Source organism: Burkholderia sp. AW33-5 (assembly GCF_053427615.1).
The window spans coordinates 74,737-96,858 of sequence record NZ_JBSAXA010000018.1; the positions used below are offsets into that span (position 1 = coordinate 74,737).

General features: G+C 66.1%; 24 protein-coding genes and 1 tRNA gene. 13 read left to right on the top strand and 12 right to left on the bottom strand.

The annotated features are described in order from the left end of the window. Positions 1-154 precede the first annotated feature (154 nt). From ampD to ACV22V_RS24450, 3 genes are read right to left on the bottom strand one after another with little or no spacing between them, the layout of a single operon-like run. Positions 155-745: a 1,6-anhydro-N-acetylmuramyl-L-alanine amidase AmpD gene (gene ampD, locus ACV22V_RS24440; protein ID WP_059608190.1), complete on the bottom strand. Its 591-nt coding sequence runs from the start codon at positions 743-745 to the stop codon at positions 155-157. After that, positions 742-1,059: a PP0621 family protein gene (locus tag ACV22V_RS24445; RefSeq protein ID WP_448015766.1), complete on the bottom strand. Its 318-nt coding sequence runs from the start codon at positions 1,057-1,059 to the stop codon at positions 742-744. The genes ampD and ACV22V_RS24445 overlap by 4 nt, the downstream gene beginning before the upstream one ends. Positions 1,060-1,072: 13 nt before the next feature. Beyond that, complete coding sequence (locus ACV22V_RS24450) at positions 1,073-1,966, bottom strand: cytochrome C assembly family protein (RefSeq protein ID WP_448015767.1); 894 nt, start codon at positions 1,964-1,966, stop codon at positions 1,073-1,075. A gap of 89 nt (positions 1,967-2,055) precedes the next feature. Here ACV22V_RS24450 and ffh point away from each other — a divergent pair, with 89 nt between their 5' ends. Both ffh and ACV22V_RS24460 read left to right on the top strand, forming a co-directional pair. Beyond that, positions 2,056-3,423, top strand: coding sequence for a signal recognition particle protein (gene ffh, locus ACV22V_RS24455; protein WP_059465333.1), 1,368 nt, complete (start codon positions 2,056-2,058; stop codon positions 3,421-3,423). A 94-nt stretch (positions 3,424-3,517) separates the two neighbouring features. Continuing rightward, positions 3,518-4,069 carry a hypoxanthine-guanine phosphoribosyltransferase gene (locus tag ACV22V_RS24460; RefSeq protein ID WP_059535202.1) on the top strand — a complete coding sequence of 184 codons (552 nt, stop codon included), beginning with the start codon at positions 3,518-3,520 and terminating at the stop codon, positions 4,067-4,069. A gap of 85 nt (positions 4,070-4,154) precedes the next feature. On the opposite strand, the gene ACV22V_RS24465 is transcribed toward ACV22V_RS24460, so the two are convergent. Together ACV22V_RS24465 and ACV22V_RS24470 are read right to left on the bottom strand one after the other, a co-directional pair. Beyond that, a complete protein-coding gene (locus tag ACV22V_RS24465; protein WP_012363042.1) occupies positions 4,155-4,757 on the bottom strand; it encodes a MarC family protein in 603 nt (200 codons plus the stop codon). 21 nt (positions 4,758-4,778) lie between these two features. Next, a complete protein-coding gene (locus ACV22V_RS24470) occupies positions 4,779-6,515 on the bottom strand; it encodes a proline--tRNA ligase (protein WP_059820705.1) in 1,737 nt (578 codons plus the stop codon). A 218-nt stretch (positions 6,516-6,733) separates the two neighbouring features. Here ACV22V_RS24470 and ACV22V_RS24475 point away from each other — a divergent pair, with 218 nt between their 5' ends. Together ACV22V_RS24475 and ACV22V_RS24480 are read left to right on the top strand one after the other, a co-directional pair. After that, positions 6,734-7,381 carry an RNA pyrophosphohydrolase gene (locus ACV22V_RS24475; RefSeq protein ID WP_059535199.1) on the top strand — a complete coding sequence of 216 codons (648 nt, stop codon included), beginning with the start codon at positions 6,734-6,736 and terminating at the stop codon, positions 7,379-7,381. Positions 7,382-7,444: 63 nt separating this feature from the next. Then, a complete protein-coding gene (locus tag ACV22V_RS24480; protein ID WP_059465329.1) occupies positions 7,445-8,002 on the top strand; it encodes a CNP1-like family protein in 558 nt (185 codons plus the stop codon). A 107-nt stretch (positions 8,003-8,109) separates the two neighbouring features. Here ACV22V_RS24480 and proB read toward each other — a convergent pair whose 3' ends face one another. The 4 genes from proB to rplU all read right to left on the bottom strand — a co-directional run bounded on the left by proB (position 8,110) and on the right by rplU (position 11,218). Next, complete coding sequence (proB, locus tag ACV22V_RS24485) at positions 8,110-9,228, bottom strand: glutamate 5-kinase (protein ID WP_059681797.1); 1,119 nt, start codon at positions 9,226-9,228, stop codon at positions 8,110-8,112. 90 nt (positions 9,229-9,318) lie between these two features. Next, positions 9,319-10,431, bottom strand: coding sequence for an Obg family GTPase CgtA (cgtA, locus tag ACV22V_RS24490; RefSeq protein ID WP_059535195.1), 1,113 nt, complete (start codon positions 10,429-10,431; stop codon positions 9,319-9,321). A gap of 187 nt (positions 10,432-10,618) precedes the next feature. Continuing rightward, complete coding sequence (rpmA, locus tag ACV22V_RS24495; protein ID WP_006476999.1) at positions 10,619-10,882, bottom strand: 50S ribosomal protein L27; 264 nt, start codon at positions 10,880-10,882, stop codon at positions 10,619-10,621. 24 nt (positions 10,883-10,906) lie between these two features. Next, entirely contained in the window at positions 10,907-11,218 is a 312-nt protein-coding gene (gene rplU, locus ACV22V_RS24500) for a 50S ribosomal protein L21 (protein WP_006025184.1), read from the bottom strand. Between the two features lie 210 nt (positions 11,219-11,428). Here rplU and ACV22V_RS24505 point away from each other — a divergent pair, with 210 nt between their 5' ends. From ACV22V_RS24505 to ACV22V_RS24545, 9 genes are all read left to right on the top strand, one after another. After that, a complete protein-coding gene (locus ACV22V_RS24505; RefSeq protein ID WP_059700727.1) occupies positions 11,429-12,424 on the top strand; it encodes a polyprenyl synthetase family protein in 996 nt (331 codons plus the stop codon). Between the two features lie 149 nt (positions 12,425-12,573). Continuing rightward, a tRNA-Pro gene (locus ACV22V_RS24510) sits at positions 12,574-12,650 on the top strand. Between the two features lie 148 nt (positions 12,651-12,798). Beyond that, positions 12,799-14,085: an HlyC/CorC family transporter gene (locus ACV22V_RS24515; RefSeq protein WP_082721944.1), complete on the top strand. Its 1,287-nt coding sequence runs from the start codon at positions 12,799-12,801 to the stop codon at positions 14,083-14,085. 82 nt (positions 14,086-14,167) lie between these two features. After that, positions 14,168-15,445 (top strand): GspE/PulE family protein, encoded by a 1,278-nt coding sequence (locus tag ACV22V_RS24520; protein ID WP_448015768.1) that lies wholly within the window; start codon positions 14,168-14,170, stop codon positions 15,443-15,445. Next, positions 15,442-16,656 carry a type II secretion system F family protein gene (locus ACV22V_RS24525; RefSeq protein ID WP_059535190.1) on the top strand — a complete coding sequence of 405 codons (1,215 nt, stop codon included), beginning with the start codon at positions 15,442-15,444 and terminating at the stop codon, positions 16,654-16,656. The genes ACV22V_RS24520 and ACV22V_RS24525 overlap by 4 nt, the downstream gene beginning before the upstream one ends. A gap of 45 nt (positions 16,657-16,701) precedes the next feature. Next, positions 16,702-17,613: a prepilin peptidase gene (locus ACV22V_RS24530; protein WP_059700730.1), complete on the top strand. Its 912-nt coding sequence runs from the start codon at positions 16,702-16,704 to the stop codon at positions 17,611-17,613. 84 nt (positions 17,614-17,697) lie between these two features. Next, the gene (gene coaE, locus ACV22V_RS24535; protein ID WP_448015769.1) at positions 17,698-18,306 is read left to right on the top strand and encodes a dephospho-CoA kinase; all 609 of its coding nucleotides are present in this window, start codon (positions 17,698-17,700) and stop codon (positions 18,304-18,306) included. A 109-nt stretch (positions 18,307-18,415) separates the two neighbouring features. Then, the gene (gene zapD, locus ACV22V_RS24540) at positions 18,416-19,171 is read left to right on the top strand and encodes a cell division protein ZapD (RefSeq protein WP_059535184.1); all 756 of its coding nucleotides are present in this window, start codon (positions 18,416-18,418) and stop codon (positions 19,169-19,171) included. A gap of 28 nt (positions 19,172-19,199) precedes the next feature. Continuing rightward, the gene (locus ACV22V_RS24545) at positions 19,200-19,400 is read left to right on the top strand and encodes a DNA gyrase inhibitor YacG (protein WP_039317342.1); all 201 of its coding nucleotides are present in this window, start codon (positions 19,200-19,202) and stop codon (positions 19,398-19,400) included. Between the two features lie 64 nt (positions 19,401-19,464). Here the strand turns inward: ACV22V_RS24545 and ACV22V_RS24550 are convergent, their stop codons facing one another. Genes ACV22V_RS24550 through argJ form a run of 3 tightly spaced genes read right to left on the bottom strand, consistent with a single transcriptional unit; the run spans position 19,465 to position 22,032 of the window. Further along, positions 19,465-19,905 carry an NUDIX domain-containing protein gene (locus ACV22V_RS24550; RefSeq protein WP_448015770.1) on the bottom strand — a complete coding sequence of 147 codons (441 nt, stop codon included), beginning with the start codon at positions 19,903-19,905 and terminating at the stop codon, positions 19,465-19,467. Then, positions 19,902-20,771: an ATP-binding protein gene (locus tag ACV22V_RS24555; RefSeq protein ID WP_448015771.1), complete on the bottom strand. Its 870-nt coding sequence runs from the start codon at positions 20,769-20,771 to the stop codon at positions 19,902-19,904. Before ACV22V_RS24555 ends, ACV22V_RS24550 begins: the two co-directional genes overlap by 4 nt. Positions 20,772-20,790: 19 nt before the next feature. Next, positions 20,791-22,032, bottom strand: a complete 1,242-nt coding sequence (gene argJ / locus ACV22V_RS24560; protein ID WP_448015772.1) for a bifunctional glutamate N-acetyltransferase/amino-acid acetyltransferase ArgJ — start codon at positions 22,030-22,032, stop codon at positions 20,791-20,793. Between the last annotated feature and the right edge of the window lie 90 nt (positions 22,033-22,122).

The window sequence follows — 22,122 nt, forward strand, 5'->3', positions numbered from 1 at the left end:
TAGTACAGAACTGCTCAACTGGCACCAAGTATAGTGGACATTCGGACGAGGTCAAAACGGATAATTTGCGATGGAGGTCTTGACATCGCTCGCGCGCAGACACGACAAGGCATTGGTCGGAGAAAAAACTTTCCCCGGTCAAAAAACCCTGCGCTCAGTGCTGACGGAAAGGAAAGTATTCGGCGGAAAAGCCGGCATCGCCTGCGAAGCGTTGCCAATCGAAGTGCGGTCCCGGGTCGGTCTTGCGGCCCGGCGCGACGTCGGAATGCCCGGCCACCGCATCGATCGGATAGCGCGCGGCAAGCGTGCGCGCGAGCACGCCGAGCGTCGCGTACTGCGCCGCGTCGAACGGCACGTCGTCCGCGCCTTCGAGCTCGATGCCGATCGAGAAGTCGTTGCAGCGCGGCCGACCGAAGAACTCGGACGCGCCCGCGTGCCATGCACGCTCGTCGCACGACACGAACTGCACGAGCTCACCGTCGCGACGGATCAGGAAATGCGCAGACACGCGCACGCCGCGCAGGTGGCTCTGGTAATAAGGGTGCGCATCGCAATCGAGGCGATTCAGGAACAGCGCCTCGATCGCGTCGCCGCCGAACTCGCCGGGCGGCAGGCTGATGTTGTGGACGACGACGAGCGTCGGCACCGCGCCCGCGGGCCGCGCCTCGAAATTCGGCGACGGCGCGTGGCGCGCTTCGCGCACCCAGCCGTGCGCGTCGACCGACAGCAGCGCTGCGTCGCTCATCGGGCGTCGCGGCCGCTCGCGTGTGCGCCGTGGCGCTGCGCGTGCTCGGTGCTGCAGAAGTATTCGCCACCCGCGGCGACGGCGTCGCCCTTCGGTGTATGCACGCCGCATTCGGCGCAGCGCACCATCGGTTCGGGCAGCGAGCGCGCATCGCCGTTCGGGCGTGCCGTCCCGGCGCCGCCGGAACCGGGCGCGCCGTCGAAGCCGCCACCGCGGCCGTTGCGCGCCTGCGCGTGCTCGTGGGCCTGACGCAGCTTGCGCGTGAGCCACGAACCCGCGAAGAAGAGAAGGATCAGGAGAAGAATCTGTCGCATCGGACACCTGCGTTCAAACCACGGAGCGGTGCAGCAGCACCTCGAAAACGAACCGGCTGCCGACATACGCGAGCAGCAGCGCGGCGAACGACACGAGCACCCAGCGCGCGGCGCCGCGCCCACGCCAGCCCGACGTCTTGTGGGCGACCAGCAGGCCGCCGAACATCAGCCACGACAGCACCGCGAACACGGTCTTGTGATCGAGCCGCAGCGCGCGCGCATCGACCTGCTCGCTGAACAGGATCCCCGACGCGAGCGTCAGCGTCAGCAGCACGAAGCCGGCGCCGATCAGGCGGAACAGCAGCTTCTCGAGCGTGAGCAGCGGCGGCAGCGTTTCGAGCCAGCTCGCGATCCAGCCGGTCGAGCCGTCGCGCCCGCCGCTCCTCAGCGACTGCAGGCGCCGCTCGACCATCAGCATCAGGACCGCGTGCAGCGCGGCGATCGCGAAAAGGCCGTACGCGATGTTCGCGATCAGGAAGTGCATCTTGAACAGCGGCGCTGCGGCATAAGGCAGCACCCGCACGCCGCCGAACACAAGCGGCAGCAGCGACGCGCCGCACGCGAGCGGCAGCACCAGCAGGCGCAGGCTGTCGAGCGGGAAGAAGAAGCTCTCGATCCAGTAGATGCCGGCGCCGAGCCAGAACATCGCGGACAGCGCGAACGCGAAGCCGAAGACCATCGCGTCGTGCGGAAAAATCGTCGTGTGCAGCAGCACGCCGTGCGCGACGAGCGCCGCGAACAGCAGCGCGCGGCCGGCCCCGCTCATCCCCGACGCGGCGGACGCCGGAACCGGCACGGCCGGCACGCTCGCGACGAGCGAGGTCGCGCCCTGGCGGTGCGTGCGCCAGCCTGCGACGGCGAGGCCGCCGTACAGGAATGCGGTGAGGGCATACAGTACAATATCCATGTTCGAAGTTTACACTAGGCCCCCTTCCCGCGACGGCTCCCTTTGTTCGGTTCCGTTGCGCCTTCGGGCCCCACTGTCCATCGCTCCCCATGCTCGACAATCTCACTCAACGGATGGCGCGCGTCGTCAAGACGCTGCGCGGCGAGGCCCGGCTCACCGAGGCGAACACCCAGGAGATGCTCCGCGAGGTGCGTCTCGCGCTGCTGGAAGCCGACGTCGCGCTGCCCGTCGTTCGCGAATTCATCGCCAAGGTCAAGGAAAAGGCGCTCGGCGAGGAAGTGATCAGCAGCCTGTCGCCGGGTCAGGCGCTCGTCGGCGTGGTCCAGAAGGAACTGACCGCCGTGATCGGCGGCGACTACGAAGGCAAGGCCGCCGAGCTGAACCTCGCCGTCACGCCGCCCGCCGTGATCCTGATGGCCGGCCTGCAGGGCGCCGGCAAGACGACGACCGCCGGCAAGCTCGCGAAGCTGCTGCGCGAGAAGTACAAGAAGAAGGTGCTGACGGTGTCGTGCGACGTGTATCGCCCGGCCGCCATCATGCAGCTGAAAACGGTGAGCGAACAGGTCGGCGCCGATTTCTTCCCGTCGACGCCGGACCAGAAGCCCGTCGACATCGCACTCGCGGCCGTCGACTGGGCGAAGCGCCACTACCATGACGTGCTGATCGTCGACACGGCCGGCCGCCTCGGTATCGACGAGGCGATGATGCAGGAAATCGCCGCGCTGCACGGCACGCTGAAGCCGGCCGAAACGCTGTTCGTCGTCGACGCGATGCTCGGTCAGGACGCGGTCAACACCGCGAAGGCGTTCAACGACACGCTGCCGCTCACCGGCGTCGTGCTGACCAAGCTCGACGGCGATTCGCGCGGCGGTGCCGCGCTGTCGGTGCGCCACATCACGGGCAAGCCGATCAAGTTCGTCGGCGTCGCCGAGAAGCTCGACGGCCTCGAGGTGTTCCACCCGGACCGGATGGCGAACCGGATCCTCGGCATGGGCGACATCCTCGCGCTCGTCGAGGAGGCCCAGCGCGGCGTCGACGTGCAGGCCGCGCAGAAGCTCGCCGACAAGGTGAAGAAAGGCGGCGACTTCGATCTGAACGATTTCCGCGCGCAGATCTCGCAGATGAAGAACATGGGCGGCCTGTCGTCGCTGATGGACAAGCTGCCCGCGCAGTTCCAGCAGGCGGCGGCCGGCGCCGACATGGGCCAGGCCGAGAAGCAGATCCGCCGCATGGAAGGGATCATCAGCTCGATGACGCCCGCCGAGCGCGCGAAACCCGAAATCATCAAGGCGACGCGCAAGCGCCGCATTGCAGCCGGCGCGGGCGTGCCGGTGCAGGAAGTCAACCGGATGCTGAACCAGTACGACCAGATGCGTACGATGATGAAGAAGCTGAAGGGCGGCAACATGCAGAAGATGATGCGCGGCCTGAAGGGCATGATGCCCGGCATGCGCTGATTCCGCCCGTCGGTCGGCGCGCGGGTTTTTGCCGTAGCGCGCGCCGGCCGTTCTGCTTCATCCTTATTTGTATACCGACTGCCCGCCAGAACACATGAACCGCGAAGAAGCCCTCCACATTTTCGACCACTCCGAAGAGATCGTCTCGGCCGATGCCGTCAACGCATCGATCGCCCGGATGGCCGACGCGATCCGCGCCGACATCGGCGACGCGTTCCCGCTCGTGCTCTCGGTGATGGGCGGCGCCGCGGTGTTTACCGGGATGCTGCTGCCGCATCTCGATTTCCCGCTGGAATTCGACTACATCCACCTGACCCGCTACCGCAACACGACGCAGGGCAGCCCGGAGATGCACTGGCGCGTCGCGCCGCGCGAATCGGTGAAGGACCGGATCGTGCTCGTGCTCGACGACATCCTCGACGAAGGCGAGACGATGGCCGCGATCCGCGACCGCATCCTCGACATGGGCGCGAAGCGCTTCATGTCCGCCGTGCTGTGCGAAAAGACGCTTACGAAGGCGAAACCGCTGCACCCCGACTTTTGCGGCTTCTCGGTGCCGGACCGCTACGTGTTCGGCTGCGGGATGGACGCAAAGGGCTACTGGCGCAATCTGCCGACGATCCGCGCGCTGACCGCGAACGTCTGACCGCTCTGCCCGCCACAAAGAAAAGCGGCGCCCCGGTTTCCCGGAGCGCCGCTTTTTTGCGTCGGCACGCGCCGCGCCGCCCGCGCTACAGCTGGTGCACGAACGCCCGGATGCCGGCCAGCAGCATCTCGACCGAGATCGCGACGAGCACCAAACCCATCAGCCGCTCGAATGCGGCGACGGTCCGCTCGCCGAGCCACTGCTGGATCCGTTCGGCCAGCACCAGCGTGATCGCGCAGACGATCATCGTGACCGTCAACGCGCCCACCCACTCGAACATCTTGCCCGGCGCCTGAGACGTCAGCAGCATCACCGTCGCGAGCGCGGACGGCCCGGCCAGCGCCGGAATCGCGAGCGGCACGATGAACGGCTCGCCGCCTGCGCGCGGATCGCTGCCGAGCGCGCCGTCCGGATGCGGGAAGATCATCCGCAGCGCGATCAGGAACAGCACGATCCCGCCGCCGAGCCTCAGCGACAGGTCGGTGAGGCTCATCATCCGCAGGAAGCGGTCGCCGACCACCATGAAGAACAGCAGGATCACGAACGCGATCCCCACTTCACGCAGAATCAGCTTCACGCGCCGCTCGCGCGGCACGTCCCGCATCGCCGTGATGAACAGCGGAATGTTGCCGAGCGGATCCGTGATCAGCACGAGGAGCACGGTGGCCGACAGGAAGGTGTATTCCACCGTGTCCCCCGGTAGCAGCGCTTAGCGCGCGAGCGCGGCGCGGATCTTCTCCGTCACCGTCGCCGCGGCCGCGTCGGCCGGCAGCAGCGTCGCTTCGGCGTCGCGGCGGCCCTGATACTCGATCTTGCCCTCCTTCAGGCCACGTTCGCCGATCACCAGGCGATGCGGCACGCCGATCAGTTCCCAGTCGGCGAACATCACGCCCGGGCGCTCGCCGCGATCGTCGAGGATCACGTCGATACCGGCAGCGGCCAGTTCCGCGTACAGCTTGTCGGCCGCCTCGCGAACCATGTCGCTGCGATCGTAGCCCATCGGGCACAGCACGACCTCGAACGGAGCGATCGACTCCGGCCAGATGATGCCGCGATCGTCGAAGTTCTGTTCGATCGCCGCGCCGAGAATGCGCGTGACGCCGACGCCATAGCAGCCCATCAGCATCGGCTGCGGCTTGCCCGATTCGTCGAGGAACGTCGCGCCCATCGCTTCCGAGTACTTGGTGCCGAGCTGGAACACGTGGCCGACTTCGATGCCGCGGCAGATGTCGATCTCGCCCTTGCCGTCCGGCGACGGATCGCCCTTCTTCACGTTGCGCACGTCGGCGACGTCCGGCTCCGGCAGGTCGCGGCCCCAGTTCACGCCCGCGATGTGATAGTCGACCTCGTTCGCGCCGACGACGAAATCGCTCATGTTCGCGACCGTGCGATCGGCGATCACCTTCACCGGCTTCTTCGTGCCGACCGGGCCGAGATAGCCCGGCGGCGTGCCGAACCACTCGACGATTTCCTGCTCGGTCGCGAAGCGGTGGTTCTTCAGCCCCGGCAGCTTCGACACCTTGATCTCGTTCAGATCGTGGTCGCCGCGCAGCATCACGAGCCAGATGGTCGGCTCGGCGCCTTCGTTGTCGGTGGCAAGCACGATCGACTTGATCGTGCGCTCGAGCGGGATCGCCAGCAGCTCGGCGACGGCCTCGCACTTCGCCTTGCCGGGCGTCGCGACCTTCTCCATCGCTTCGGCCGGTGCGGCGCGCGCGGGCGTCAGCGGCAGCGCTTCGGCCGCTTCGACGTTCGCCGCGAAGTCGGACGTCGGGCAGTAGGCGATCGCGTCTTCGCCGGTATCGGCGATCACGTGGAACTCGTGCGAGAAGTTGCCGCCGATCGAGCCGCTGTCGGCCGCGACCGCGCGGAACTCGAGGCCGAGGCGCGTGAAGATGCGCACGTATGCGTCATACATCTTGCGATACGACTCGTTCAGGCCGGCCGCGTCCTTGTCGAACGAATACGCGTCCTTCATGATGAATTCGCGGCCGCGCATCACGCCGAAGCGCGGACGAATCTCGTCGCGGAACTTCGTCTGGATCTGATAGAAGTTCACCGGCATCTGCCGGTAGCTCTTGATCTGGTTGCGCGCGATGTCGGTGACGACCTCCTCGTGCGTCGGCCCGATCACGAAGTCGTTGTCCTTGCGGTCCTTGAAGCGCAGCAGTTCCGGGCCGTACTGTTCCCAGCGCCCCGATTCCTGCCACAGCTCGGCCGGTTGCACGGCCGGCATCAGCAGCTCGATGGCGCCTGCCCGGTTCATTTCCTCGCGCACGATCGCCTCGACCTTGCGAATCGAACGCAGGCCGACCGGCAGGTAGTTGTAGATGCCGCCGGCGACGCGACGGATCATGCCGGCGCGCACCATCAGCTTGTGGCTGACGATCTCTGCGTCGGCCGGTGCTTCTTTGAGGGTGCCGATAAAGAAACGGGAAGCTTTCATGCGGACGGTTCCAAATACGGCGCCCCCAGGCGGGGCGCCCGAAAAAGTTTCAAGGTGAAAAAGCTGCGCGCGACGAACGACGATGGCGCAGATGACGTAGCAGACTAATCAGGGACAATTCAGCCGGTGCACCCCGCGCGGATTCGCTCCGTCACGGTGCGCAGCGCCCGTTATCTGTTTATAATCAAAGCAATTTTAAAGGATTCGAAGGTGGTTGTATGCTGGATCGTGAAGGCTTTCGCCCGAACGTCGGCATCATCCTCTTGAACGCGCGCAACGAGGTGTTTTGGGGCAAGCGGCTCCGCGAGCATTCCTGGCAGTTTCCTCAAGGTGGGATCAAGTACGGCGAGACCCCCATGCAGGCGATGTACCGGGAACTGCACGAGGAGACCGGACTGCACCCGGAACACGTCAAGATAATCGGCCGCACCCGCGACTGGTTGCGTTACGAGGTGCCTGACAAGTTCATCAAACGCGAAGTACGCGGCCATTACCGCGGCCAGAAGCAGATCTGGTTCCTGCTGCGGATGGTCGGACGCGATTGCGACATTTGCTTGCGCGCGACCGATCACCCGGAGTTCGATGCATGGCGCTGGAACGAGTACTGGGTGCCGCTCGATGCGGTGATCGAGTTCAAGCGGGATGTCTATCAGTTGGCGCTGACGGAACTGTCGCGCTTCCTGCGCCGCCCGGCGCAGCGAGCCGAAAAGCCGCGTGGGCCGCGTCCGTCGCGCTATCCGCGCGTCATCGGTGCGCAGGTCCAGCAGACGCTGACGATTGTCGACACATCGGTGGTCTGTTCGGAGATCGAAGTGGAGGCGAGCACGCTCGACGAGATGCCGCCCCGCGAGATCATCGGCAAATGACGAGTCGGACTGCATGACCGGGCGCGACCTTGTGTCGCGCCCTTTTTTTACGAGGAATGCATATTGAAAGCGATTGCTCTCGCGCTCGCATCGATTGTCGCGGCGGCCACGCTGGCCGGTTGCGCGAATTCGAAGACGCCGACCAACAAGGATGACAGCGAGTTCGTGTACCTGCTGGACCGCCAGGGCAACTGGAAGGAAAACCCGGTCGACACGCTGCCGCCGCTTCCGCAAGCGGGCGACCTGCTGCCGTTCAACGTATCGCAGAACACGCCGCTCAAGTTCTCCGTCGATGCGAAGTCGCTCGCGGTCGGCACCGACGGCGTCGTGCGCTATGCGGTCGTCATCACGAGCCCGGCCGGCGCACGCAACGTGAACTACGAAGGCATCCGCTGCGACACCTACGAATGGCGTCAGTATGCAGGACTGAATTCAGACCACGACGGCTGGGACCGTACGGTCGAGAACGACTGGCGTCGCATCGAGAACGGTGAGCTGAACGCGTACCACTCGGCGCTGTACCAGGACTACTTCTGCTCGAACAAGATGCCACAGGGCACGACCCAGCAGATTCTCGAGAACATCCGGTTCCACCGCACCGCGATGAGCCAGCTGCGCTGACGATGTGACGCAGGGCGCCGGCCCGGGCCCTGCCTCTCGCCAGTTGCAACAAAAAGCCCGCATAACGCGGGCTTTTTTTAGTGTCTCGCGACGCCTTGGCCGAGTGATTACACGAGCACGAGGTTGTCGCGGTGAATCAGTTCCGGTTCCAGCATGTAGCCAAGCACCGCCTCGATCTCGCCGCTCGGCTTGCGGTGAATCAGCTTCGTTTCCGCGCTGCTGTAGTTCGTGAGACCGCGCGCCACTTCGCGTCCGTCGGGGCCGACACATGCGATCACCTCGCCGCGCGCGAATGCGCCCTGCACGCCGATCACGCCGATCGGCAGCAGGCTCTTGCCGCCAGCCGTCAGCTTTTCGACCGCGCCGGCGTCGATCACGACGTGCCCGCGTACCTGCAGATGATCGGCCATCCATTGCTTGCGCGCAGCCATCCGCGCGGTGCGCGCGATCAGCTGCGTGCCGATCGCCTCGCCCGCCGCCAGTCGCACCAGCACGTCGGCTTCGCGGCCGCTCGCGATCACGGTGTTCGCGCCGCTGTGCGCTGCGCGCTTCGCCGCGAGGATCTTCGTCAGCATTCCGCCGCGGCCGAGGCTCGAGCCGGCTCCGCCCGCCATCGCCTCGAGTTCCGGTGCGCCCGCACTGGCTTCCGCGACCAGCGTCGCATTCGGATCCTTGCGCGGATCGGCGGTGAACAGCCCGGACTGGTCGGTCAGGATGATCAGCGCATCGCCTTCGATCAGGTTCGCGACCAGCGCACCGAGCGTGTCGTTGTCGCCGAACTTGATTTCGTCGGTGACGACCGTGTCATTCTCGTTGATGATCGGCACGACGCCGAGCCGCAGCAGCGTGAGCAGCGTCGAGCGCGCGTTCAGATAGCGTTCGCGATCGGCAAGGTCGGCATGTGTCAGCAGGATCTGCGCGGTGCGGATATCGTGCTCGGTAAAGCGGCTTTCGTAGACTTGCGCGAGCCCCATCTGGCCAACCGCGGCGGCGGCCTGCAACTCGTCGATCTCGCGCGGACGCTTGCTCCAGCCGAGCCGCTGCATCCCTTCAGCGATCGCGCCCGAACTGACGAGCACCACTTCCTTGCCCTGCGCGCGCAGCGCGGCGATCTGGGCCGCCCAGCGGCCGATCGCAGCATGATCGAGCCCCTTACCGTCGTTGGTTACGAGGCTCGAGCCCACCTTCACCACCAATCGCTTCGAATCCGCGATGATCGAACGCATTGTGCGCTGTCTCCTGTATCTGATGCCGGCCCGACAGGGCGCGATTAAATTCCGGCACCAGGCGCGACGCCCGGTGCGTTCCGGCCCCGCTCAGGCGTCGTCGCCGGGCGTCGCGCCGCCATCGGCGGGCGGCGCATCGCGGAAGCGCACGTCCGCGGCCAGATCTTCCTCTTCCGCCGCGCGATGCGCGTCCGAATGCTCGGCGAGGTAGTCGTAGATCGCGTAGCAAAGCGCTTCGCAGCCCTGACCCGTGAGCGCCGAAATCTCGAACACCGGGCCGTCCCAGCCGAAACGGTCGAGGAAATCGGCGACGCGCGCCTCGCGCTCGTCTTCCGGCACCATGTCGAGCTTGTTGAGGACGAGCCAACGCGGCTTCTCGTAGAGCGCCTCGTCGTACTTGCGCAGTTCGCCGACGATCGCGGTTGCTTCCGCGACCGGATCGACGCTTTCGTCGAACGGAGCCAAATCGACGAGATGCAGCAGCACACCGGTGCGCTGCAGGTGTCGCAGGAACTGGTGGCCGAGGCCCGCACCTTCGGCTGCGCCCTCGATCAGCCCCGGGATGTCGGCGATCACGAAGCTCTTGCTCGGGCCGACACGCACGACGCCGAGGTTCGGCGCGAGTGTCGTGAACGGATAGTCGGCGATCTTCGGCTTCGCGTTCGACACCGACGAGATGAAGGTCGACTTGCCGGCGTTCGGCATGCCGAGCAGACCGACGTCGGCGAGCACCTTCAGTTCGAGCCTCAGCATGCGCCGTTCGCCCGGCTTGCCGTCGGTTTTCTGGCGCGGCGCGCGGTTCGTGCTCGACTTGAAATGCAGGTTGCCGAGGCCGCCTGCGCCGCCCTTCGCGAGCATCACCTGCTGATCGTGCTCGGTGAGGTCGGCGATCAATTCGCCCGTGTCCATGTCCGTCACGACCGTGCCGACCGGCATGCGCAGCGTGACGTCGTCACCGCCCTTGCCGTAGCAATCGGATCCGCGGCCGTTTTCGCCATTGCGCGCCAGATGCTTCTTCGCGTAACGGTAGTCGATCAGCGTGTTGATGTTGCGGTCGGCGATCGCGTAGACGTTGCCGCCCCGGCCGCCGTCGCCGCCATCCGGCCCGCCGAACGGGACGAATTTCTCGCGGCGCATCGACGCGCTGCCATCGCCTCCGTCGCCGGCGATGACTTCGATTCGTGCTTCGTCAATGAACTTCATTCGTCACTCCGACCAGTATTTCCGCTATTGTGCCGCGCGCCGGCGCGCTTGAACAATCTGCCGTTCGGCCGATTGCCCGCCGTTTCGCGACAGCCGCCGGTGCGCACATGCGCCCGGCGGCCAAATAAAAAAAGGCCCCGCGAAGACTGCGGGGCCTTTCGGCTACGAAGCCCGTGGGTGCCTGAACTTAGGCAGCCGCCGGGACGACGATGACCAGATGCTTCTTGTCCGCGCCCTTGGTCGCGAACTTGACGTGACCGTCGACCAGCGCGAACAGGGTGTGATCCTTGCCCATGCCGACGTTCTCGCCAGCGTGCATGCGCGTACCGCGCTGACGCACGATGATGCCGCCAGCGTTGATCGCCTGGCCGCCGTACACTTTCACGCCGAGACGTTTCGACTCGGAGTCGCGGCCGTTCCGGGAAGAGCCGCCTGCCTTTTTGTGTGCCATCTGATTGCTCCTTTACCGAGGCGCTTACGCGTTGATCGCGTCGATGCGCAGCTCAGTGTAGTTCTGGCGGTGGCCGCCGTGCTTTTGGTAGTGCTTCCGGCGACGCATCTTGAAGATGGTGACCTTGGCATGACGACCGTGCGACACAACGGTGGCCTTGACGGAAGCCCCACTGACCAGCGGCGTACCGAACTTAATCGATTCGCCTTCGCCCACTGCGAGAACCTGGTCGAGCGTGATTTCAGCGTCAATGTCAGCCGGTATCTGTTCTACTTTGAGTTTTTCGCCAACGGCAACCTTGTACTGCTTGCCGCCGGTTTTTATGACCGCGTACATTGAGAACCTCACTCTGGATCCAATTTTTCCGCACACCACGCGCGGAAAACACGTGATTATACATGGGGTTAGCACCCAAGTCAAAGCCGATCCACGATTGCCGCGCGCAAGCCCTGGCCGGACGGCCAAAATCACGGTGCCGGCACGTCCGACAGACCGGGATATCGCGGATTCGACTTATAATCCGCGGCATCACCCATTTCGATCATCATGTCGTCGTCCACCGCCTCCCCCACCCTCAGCGCCGCCCACCTGCTCGCCCCGATCGCCAGCGACATGGAGCAGGTGAATCGCGTTATCCGGCAAAGCCTCGCGTCCGACGTGCTGCTGATCAACCAAATCGCCGAGTACATCATCGGCGCGGGCGGCAAGCGGCTGCGTCCGGCCCTGTTGTTGCTCGTCGCCGGTGCGCTCGGCGAGACGTCGCACCAGCGGCACGTGCTGGCCGCCGTCGTCGAGTTCATCCACACGGCCACGCTGCTGCATGACGACGTCGTCGACGAATCCGAACTGCGGCGCGGCCGCCAGACGGCGAACGCGCTGTTCGGCAATGCGGCGAGCGTGCTGGTCGGCGACTACCTCTATTCGCGCTCGTTCGAGATGATGGTCGGCGTCGGCAAGATGCGCGTGATGGAAATCCTGTCGGAAGCGACGACGATCATCTCCGAAGGCGAAGTGCTGCAGCTTCTGAACATGCACGACGCGGACGTCGACGAGTCGCGCTACATGCAGGTGATCCGCTACAAGACGGCGAAGCTGTTCGAGGCATCGGCCCGCCTGGGCGCGGTGCTCGCCGGCGCCGATGCGCCAACCGAAGCCGCCGCGGCCGAATACGGCCGCCGGATCGGCACCGCATTCCAGATCATGGACGACTGGCTCGACTACGCGGGCACGGCCGAAGCGATGGGCAAGAATGCCGGCGACGATCTGCGCGAAGGCAAACCGACGCTCCCGCTCATCTATCTGATCGAACGCGGCACGCCCGAACAATCGGCGCTCGCGCGCGAGGCGATCGAGCAAGGCGGCACCGATCGCTTCGATACGATTTTCGACGCGATCACGCGTTCGGGCGCGCTCGACCATACGCTCGAATGTGCGCGCCAGGAAGCACAGGCCGCTGCGGCCGCGATCGCCGCGTTCCCGGATTCGATCTACAAGGAAAGCCTGCTCGGGCTGTGCTCGTACTCGACGTCGCGGCAGTCGTAAACGCGCCGCGAAGGGGACGCGATACCTTGCCTCGAAAAATTTCTTCACCAAGGTATTCCCTTTTAGAAAAAACATCGTTATAGTTACGTTCTTGCTTGAGACGACGCAGCGATCTTCACGAAGGCGCCAAAGTCGGAAGAGCAAAAAATCGGGGTGTAGCTTAGCCTGGTAGAGCGCTACGTTCGGGACGTAGAGGCCGGAGGTTCGAATCCTCTCACCCCGACCAGATTTGAAAAAACCGTGCACCATGTGCACGGTTTTTTTTTGCCTTCGTTTTGCCCGGTCGCACGGGCCCGATGCCGCGTGCGACACATCCCGGCCGCCGGCCTCTGCTATATTCCCTCCATCCCTGTCCTTCACTGCCCTTCTGACGCGTGGACCAAATTCCCTTATGGGCGCAAATCGGCGCCGTCTTCCTGCTTCTCCTCTGCTCCAGCTTCTTTTCCATTTCCGAGACCGCGATGATGGCGCTCAACCGCCATCGGCTGAAGCATCTCGCCGGTCAGGGCGTGCTCGGCGCGAAAACCACGCAGGGTCTTCTCACGCGCACCGACCTGCTGCTCAGCGTGATCCTGATCGGCAACAATCTGTTCAACACGATCATCCCGGTTCTGACGACCTCGCTCGCGCTGCATACGTTCGGCCGTAACAACCTCGCGCTGTCGATCGCGACCGGCATCGTCGCGTTCCTGATCATCGTGTTCGCGGAAATCGCGCCGAAGATCGTCGGCGCAACTTTTCCCGAGCGCATCGCGCTGCCCGCCAGTCTCGTGATCGCGCCGCTGATGCGCGTGTTCAAGCCGGTCGTCTGGTTCGTCAACGCGCTCGCGAACGGCGTGCTCTGGGTGCTGCGCATCAACACGAAGAAGGGCCGCGATCAGCGGATGTCGGCCGACGAGCTGCGCGCGATCGTGCTCGAATCGAGCAGCTTCATGCCGACCAAGCACCGCAGCATCCTGCTCAACCTGTTCGACCTCGAGAACATCACGGTCGACGACGTGATGGTGCCGCGCCGGCAAATCGAATCGCTCAACTTCTACGCGCCGCTCGACGACATCCTGCATCAGCTCGAGACCTGCTATCACAACCGCCTGGTCGTCTACGAAGGCGACATCGACAAGGTGCTCGGCGTGCTGCACGTCCGGAAGACACTCACCGCACTGCACAACCAGGATTTCGACCGCGAAACGTTGCGCACGCTGCTCGCCGAGCCGTACTACGTGCCGTCGGGCACGCCGGTCGTCCAGCAACTCCAGTATTTCCAGGAAAGCCGGCAGCGAACCGCGCTCGTCGTCAACGAGTACGGCGAACTCGAGGGGCTCGTCACGCCCGAGGACATCATCGAGGAACTGATCGGCGAATTCACGACGTCGATGCCGCGCGGCGAACGTGCGGGCGGCTGGGACCAGAACGGCGAATGCATCGTCGCCGCCAGCATGCCGCTGCGCGAACTGAACCGCTGGCTGCACCTGCAATTGCCAACCGACGGACCGAAGACGCTGAACGGCCTCATCCTCGAAATCCTCGAGGAAATTCCCGAAGGCGACGTGTGCCTGAAAATCCGTGACGTGATGCTCGAGGTCATGCGCAGCGACGATCAGGCCGTGCGCACCGTCAAGCTCTTCAAGCCGCGCGGCACGCGCGCACGCGCCGCGCGCTAGCCGAACGGCCGACTGTCGGCGCCGCTCGCGATACGCGACCATTTGCTGGTCACGATCAACAGGCGGCCGAGCGCCGGCTCACATGCACTTCCCACCTCCCGGGGCGCCGCCGCGCACGCAGCGGCCGCCTGCCTCCCTCGACGCATCGCCCGCTGAAACGCCCCGGCCGCTCGATGCGGCGCAACTCGACGACTCGCCCGCCGTACGGCTGCTGACCGACACGTTGCACGCCGCCCGCGTGCGCAACGCGTCCGACATCCACGTCGAGCCGTTCGAAGGAGGCTGGCGCATCCGCCTGCGCATCGACGGCGTCCTGCATGAACACGCGCGGCCGCCAGCTCATCTGCGCGACGCACTCGTGACACGCATCAAGGTGCTCGCCCGCATGGACATCGCCGAGCGCCGGCTTCCGCAAGACGGCCGGCTGCGCATCGCGGTCGACGGCGGCATGCGAGGCGACTACCGGGTCAGCTCGCTGCCCACGCTGTTCGGCGAGAAGCTCGTGTTGCGCCGCCTGGAAATATTGCCGCCCGACCTCACGCTCGCGCGCCTCGGCTTCGACGCGCGGCAGGCCGAGGCGATGGAGGCCGCGATTCGCGCGCCGCACGGTCTCGTGCTCGTCACCGGGCCGACCGGAAGCGGCAAGACGCTGTCGCTCTATTGCGCGCTGCAGATGCTCGACCGCGATGCGCACAACGTGTGCACGGTCGAGGATCCGGCCGAGATTCAGCTCGACGGGATCAACCAGGTCGGCGTGGCCGAAAAGGCCGGGCTCACTTTCGCCACTGCGCTGCGCGCGCTGCTGCGGCAGGACCCGGACGTCATCATGGTCGGCGAGATTCGCGATGCGGAGACGGCCGACGTCGCGATCAAGGCCGCGCAGACCGGGCACCTCGTGCTATCGACGCTGCACACGAACGACGCGCCGACAGCCGTCGCGCGCCTGCTCGACATCGGCGTCGCACCATACAACCTGGCGGCCGCATTGCGCCTCGTCACCGCGCAACGCCTCGTCCGGCGCCTCTGCACCGTCTGCCGCGTGCGCTCGGACGCATCGGCACGCGCGCTGCGCGAAGCAGGCTGCGATTCGGCAGCGCTGGAATCCGGATGGCGTCCGTTCGTCGCGCGCGGCTGCGCCACCTGTCACGGCATCGGTTATCGCGGCCGGATCGGCCTGCATCAGACGATGCCGGTTTCACCGGCAATGGCGGAGCACATCGTCGCACGCGCAAGCGTCGGCACGCTCGCGCAATGCGCGGCGTCCGAGGGCGTATGCAGTCTGCGCGACGCGGCACTCGCGCACGTCCGCGACGGCACGACGAGCATCGCGGAAGCGCTGGCCGCGACGCCCGACGCATGATCGCCATGCATGCACCGCCAAAGGAAACCTGCTTCGCGTGGCGCGGCCGTCGTCGCGACGGCACGCCATGCCGCGGGAACGTCATCGCCTTCGATGCAGCCGCCGCACGAGCAGCACTCGCGCGCGACGGCGTCGCGGTGCTGTCGCTCGACGTCCGCGGCGCGGCCCGACCACCCGCGGCCGGCGCACGAGAGGTCACGCGCTTCACGCGTCAGCTCGCGAGCCTGCTGCAAGCCGGACTACCGCTCGCACCGTCGCTCGAGATGCTCGCCCGCACCCGTACGCGCGACGGGTTGCCGCGCATCGCCGCCGGTCTCGCGCGCGAGATCATCGGCGGGCAACGCTTCGCCGCCGCGCTCGCACGCTATCCGTCCCAGTTCGGCACGCTGTATCGCCAGTTGATCGAGGTGGGCGAGGCATCGGGTGCGCTCGGTACCGTACTGACCCGCGTCGCGGAGCACCGGGAACGCGCCGACGCGCAATGGCGCAAGCTGCGTGCCGCACTCGCATACCCGGTCGCCGTCATCGTGTTCGCGCTCGCGATCTCGGCCGCGCTGATGGTGTGGGTCGTGCCGACGTTCCGACAGATTTTCGACGGTTTCGGCGCGGCGCTGCCGGCACCAACCCGCGCCCTGCTCGCCCTCTCGTCCGCGACATCGGCCTGGGGTGGCACGTTGGTTGCGGGCGCAGCCGGCGCCGGACTCGTCGCGCGCCACGCGCTGCGGCGCTCGCCTTCGCTGCGCTATACGGTCGCGCGGCATCTGCTGAATCTGCCGCTCGTCGGCACCGCGCTCATACGCTTCGCGACCGCGCGCTGGTGCCGCTCGCTTGCAACGCTGCTCGGCGCGGGCGTCCCGCTCGCCGACGCGTTCGCCACGCTCGAGCGCACCGCCGGCCATCCGGTGTTCGAACAGGCCACCGCACAGATCGCGACGCGCGTGCTGCGCGGCGCGCGACTGGCCGATGCGATGCACGCGGCGGGATGCTTCCCGGACGACGTCGTGCAGCCGATCGCCGTCGCCGAGGAAACCGGCGCGCTCGACACGATGCTCGCCGATATCGCCGCGCTATGCGAGCGTCAGCTCGACGCGCGCCTCGATGCGCTCGCCGCGCTCGGCGAGCCGTTGATCGTGATCGTGCTGGGCGCACTCGTCGGCGGCCTCGTGATCGCGATGTATCTGCCCATCCTTCAGCTGGGCAACGTGGTGTAGCATCGCAACCGATTCTGTCGCCTTTCATGCCCGAACCCGAGCCCCATGACGTCCGCGCCCCTCATAACCGTATTCGACTCGCCCGACAGCACGTTGCTCGCGCTGGCGATGCTGCCGCCCGCGGTGCAGTATGCGTTCGCCGTCGTGCTCGGCCTGTGCGTCGGCAGCTTCGTGAACGTCGTCGTGCACCGGATCCCGGTGATGATGCAGCGCGCCTGGCAGGCCGAGATCGCCGAAGCGACCGGCAGTGCAAGCACGCCGCCGGACGACGGCTATCCGCCGCGCTACGACCTGTGGCGCCCGCGCAGCGCCTGCCCGCATTGCGGTCACGTGCTGCGTGCGTGGGAGAACATCCCGCTCGTCAGCTACTTGCTGTTGCGCGGGCGCTGCCGTCAGTGCGGCCATGCGATCGGCGTACGCTATCCGCTCGTCGAGCTCGCCGGTGCGCTGCTCGCCGCCGGTTCGCTCGCCGCGTTCGGCCCCACCGTCGCCGCACTCGCCGCATTCGGATTGTGCGCGGCACTGCTGGCAATGAGCGCGATCGATATCCGGACCGGGTACCTGCCCGACTCGATGACGCTGCCGTTGCTTTGGGCCGGGCTCGCACTGAACCTCGGCGGCACGTTCACGTCGCTGCGTTCGGCCGTGGTCGGCGCGATGGCCGGCTACCTGTTCCTGTGGTCGATCTACTGGCTGTTCAAATGGTTGCGCGGCATCGAGGGCATCGGCTTCGGCGACCTGAAGCTGCTCGCCGCGCTCGGCGCATGGATGGGCTGGGCCGCGCTGCCGCAGGTCGTGCTGTTCGCCGCGGTGACGGGCGCGCTCGTCGGGCTCGTCGCGACCTGGCGCGGACGCATGCGCTTCGAGGAGCCGATTCCGTTCGGCCCGTTCCTCGCGGCAGGCGGCGTCGCGACGCTGTTTTTCGGCACCCCTTTCTATTCGGCACTCGGCGGCTGACATGACGCACCGCCGGCGGCCGCCATGTTCGCTGCGTCGCGGGGAGGCGCTTCGCCGCCCCGTGACGGCACGGCGGAGGCTCACATGTTTGCAATAGGACTCACCGGCGGCATCGGCAGCGGCAAGACGACCGTCGCCGACATGTTCGCCGCACGCGGTGCATCGATCGTCGATACCGACCTGATCGCGCACCGCATCACCGCACCGGCCGGCCTCGCGATGCCGGCGATCGAACATGCCTTCGGACCGGAATTCGTCGCGGCCGACGGCTCGCTCGACCGTGCAAAGATGCGCGCACTGATTTTCAGCGACGACGACGCGCGCCGGCGCCTCGAAGCGATCACGCATCCGCTGATCCGCGCCGAGACCGAGCGCGAGGCCCGCGAAGCGCAGGGCCCTTACGTGATCTTCGTCGTGCCGCTGCTCGTCGAGTCAGGTAACTGGAAGGCGCGCAGCGATCGCGTGCTGGTCGTCGACTGCCCGGTCGAGACGCAGATCGCACGTGTGATGCGGCGCAATGATTTCACGCGCGAACAGGTCGAAGCGATCATCGCAAGACAAGCGACGCGCGAAGCGCGTCTCGCTGCGGCCGACGACGTGATCGTCAACGACGCGACGACGCCCGCAGCTCTCGCCGCACAGGTCGATGCACTGCACCAACGTTATCTCGCATTCGCGGCCGCCGCGCACTGATCGCCGCGCGCGATCGTGATGGTGTACGAAATTGGTGCGTTGCTAGGGTAGACAGTGAGCATTAGAATGTCCTGCATTGTTTCAATCCCTACCCTAGAGGCGAGCGCGCTTGATTCTTTACGAGTATCCGTTCAACGAGCGAATTCGCACGCTGTTGCGCCTCGAAGACCTGTTCGAGCGCTTCGCGTTCTTTTTGGCTCAGGAGGACCCGCGTGAACATCACGTCGCGCTGACGACGCTGTTCGAAATCGCCGAGGTCACGGGCCGCGCGGACCTGAAATCGGATCTGATGAAGGAGCTCGAACGTCAACGCCAGACGCTCGCCCCCTTTCGCGGCAATCCGGGCATCGAGCAGAATGCGCTCGAGGCCGTGCTCGGTGAAATCGAGCAGACGCTCGCCAATCTTGCGCAGATGCAGGGCAAGACCGGGCAGCATCTGATCGACAACGAGTGGCTCGCCAGCATCCGCAGCCGCGCGGTGATTCCCGGCGGCACGTGCAAGTTCGACCTGCCGTCGTACTATGCGTGGCAGCAATGGCCCGCGGAACAGCGGCGCCAGGACATCGCGAAATGGATCCTGCCGCTGCTGCCGTTGCGCGACGCCGCTGCGATCGTGCTGCGGCTCGCGCGTGAATCGGGCCAGGCTTCGAAAGTGATGGCGATGCAGGGCAGCTACCAGCAGATGCTGTCGGGGCGCACCTACCAGCTGATGCAGGTGCGCGTGCCGCCGGAGCTGCGCGTGATTCCCGAAGCGAGCGCCAACAAATACATGCTGTGGGTACGGTTCACCATGCAGGACGGCGACGTGCGGCCGCGCGCGGTGGACATCGACGTGCCATTCCACCTGACACTGTGCAATCTGTAACGGCCGCGTGCCGGTTCGACGCTCTCGTATGACTACCGTTGTGAAATGTCCTTCGTGCGGCGCAGAAGTGCGCTGGACGCCTGAAAACAAGTTCCGTCCCTTCTGTTCGGCCCGCTGCAAGCAGCTCGACCTCGGCGCATGGGCCGCAGAAAAGTACCGGATCGGCGGGTCCTCCGACGAGGGTCCGTCGTCGGAGGAAGACGGCACCGACGGCCGCCGCGACAGCTGAGCGGCGCGCGACACCGCCCGTCCTGCGATGTGGCCCGCCTTTCAGGCGAGCCGCCACGGCGTCATTACGACGCCGCCTCCTTCTCGAGCAGTTCCAGCACCGGCAGCGCCGCCGGCAACAGCGGCGCGACCTCGACCGGCAGTTGCTGCCACACGAACGCCTGCCCTTCCTTGCTGTGCGGCTCGCCCGTCCAGCCCGTCACCTTGCAGAAATAGAGCCGCACGTACGCGTGCGGATAATCGTGCTCGAGCATATGCCAGCGGTGGCTGGCCGTGACTTCGATGCCGAGTTCCTCGTGCAATTCGCGCGCCAGCGCGTCCTCCACGCTCTCCCCGGCCTCCAGCTTGCCGCCGGGAAACTCCCAGTAGCCCTCGTACGGCTTGCCCTGCAGCCGCTGCGCGAGCAGGTAACGACCGTCCGCCTGCACCATCACGCCGACCGCGACCTCCGTCACCTTGCGTCCATCAGGCGCGCGCACGCCGTCTGCTGCGAAATCCGCACTCATGCCTGCTCCTTGCGACCCGACCAGTCGCGCGCGAATTGCCATGCGACGCGACCCGAACGCGAACCGCGCTCGAGCGCCCAGACGAGCGCGTCGCCGCGCGCCGTCTCGATCTCGGCGTCCGCGCAGCCGAAATGACGCAGCCAGTGCGCGACGATGTCGAGGTAGTCGTCCTGCTTGAACGGGTAGAAGCTGACCCACAGCCCGAAGCGCTCCGACAGCGAGATCTTTTCCTCGACGACTTCACCGGGGTGGATCTCGCCGTCCGGCAGATGCTTGTACGACTCGTTGTCGCTCATGTACTCGGGCAGCAGATGGCGGCGGTTCGACGTCGCGTAGATCAGCACGTTGTCGGACTGCGCGGCGATCGAGCCGTCGAGCGCGACCTTCAACGCCTTGTAGCCCGACTCGCCCTCCTCGAACGACAGGTCGTCGCAGAACACGATGAACCGCTCCGGACGCTGCGCGATCAGGTCGACGATGTCGCCGAGATCGTGCAGGTCGTCCTTGTCGACTTCGATCAGGCGCAGGCCGTCCTTCGCATGCGCGTTCAGGCAGGCCTTGATCAGGGACGACTTGCCGGTGCCGCGCGCACCGGTCAGCAGCACGTTGTTCGCCGGCTTGCACTGGACGAACTGTCGCGTGTTCTGCTCGATCAGCCCTTTCTGTCGATCGATGTTGTGCAGGTCGTCGAGCGTGATCGACGATGCTGCCGGCACCGGCTGCAGATAGCCGCGCCCCTGGCGCTTGCGCCAGCGGAACGCAGTGGCGGCGTTCCAGTCGATGGCCGCCGGCGCAGGCGGCAGCATCCCCTCGAGGCGGCCGAGCAGCGCTTCCGCGCGCGTCAGAAACTGTTCGAGCTTGTCCATGTCGTTCGAGCGCTCCCGATCAGGAGCGGTAATCCGCGTTGATGCTCACGTAATCGTGCGAAAGATCGCACGTCCAGACGGTTGCCTGCGCGTCACCGCGGCCGAGCAGCACGCGGATCGTGATTTCGCTCTGCTTCATCACGCGCTGGCCGTCCTCCTCCTGGTAAGCCGGATTGCGGCCGCCGGCCTTCGCGACGAGCACGTCGTCGAGATAGAGGTCGACCTTGCCCACGTCGAGATCCGTGACGCCCGCGTAGCCGATCGCCGCGAGAATCCGGCCAAGATTGGGGTCGGATGCATAGAAGGCCGTCTTCACGAGCGGCGAGTGCCCGATCGCATATGCGATCTGGCGGCACTCGGCGACGCTCTTGCCGCCTTCGACCTGCACCGTCATGAATTTCGTCGCGCCTTCGCCATCGCGCACGATCAGCTGCGACAGCACCTGGGCGACCTGCGTGACCGCGTCGCGCAGCGCCGCATAGGCCGGCGAGTCGGTCGACGTGATCGCAGGCAGCGTGCTCTTCCCGGACGCGATCAGGATGAACGAGTCGTTCGTCGACGTGTCGCCGTCGATCGTGATGCAGTTGAACGAGCGGTCGGCCACTTCCTTCACGAGCGTGTCGAGCACCGGCTGCGCCACGTTCGCATCGAACGCGAGGAAGCCCAGCATCGTCGCCATGTTCGGCTTGATCATGCCCGCACCCTTGCTGATGCCCGTCAGCGTGACCGTGTGGCCGTCGATCGTCACCTGGCGCGACGTGGCCTTCGGCAGCGTGTCGGTCGTCATGATCGCCTGCGCGGCGTCGTACCAGTTCGCGGCCTTGCGGTTTGCGAGCGCTGCCGGCAGCCCGGCCTTCAGGCGGTCGATCGGCAGCGGCTCGAGAATCACGCCGGTCGAGAACGGCAGCACCTGTGCAGCGTCGATGCCCGCGAGGCGCGCGAGTTCCGAGCAGGTCTCGCGCGTGTTCGCGAGGCCCGGCTCGCCGGTGCCCGCATTCGCATTGCCCGTGTTCACGACGAGCGCGCGGATGCCCGCACCGCCGGCACGCACCTTTGCCAGGTGCTCGCGGCACACCGTCACCGGCGCGGCGCAGAAGCGATTCTCGGTGAATACGCCGGCGACCGTCGCCCCTTCGTCGACGGAGATGACCAGCACGTCCTTGCGATTCGGCTTGCGGATGTTCGCTTCCGCCCAGCCGAGCGTGACGCCGGCGACGGGATGGAGTTGGGCGGGATCGATCGACGGAAAATTGACAGCCATGGGGCACACCTGCCGGATGGAAAATGCCGGCATGCGCCGGCATCGATTGGAAGAACCGGCGGCCGCACGCGCGGGCCGCCGCAACTCACA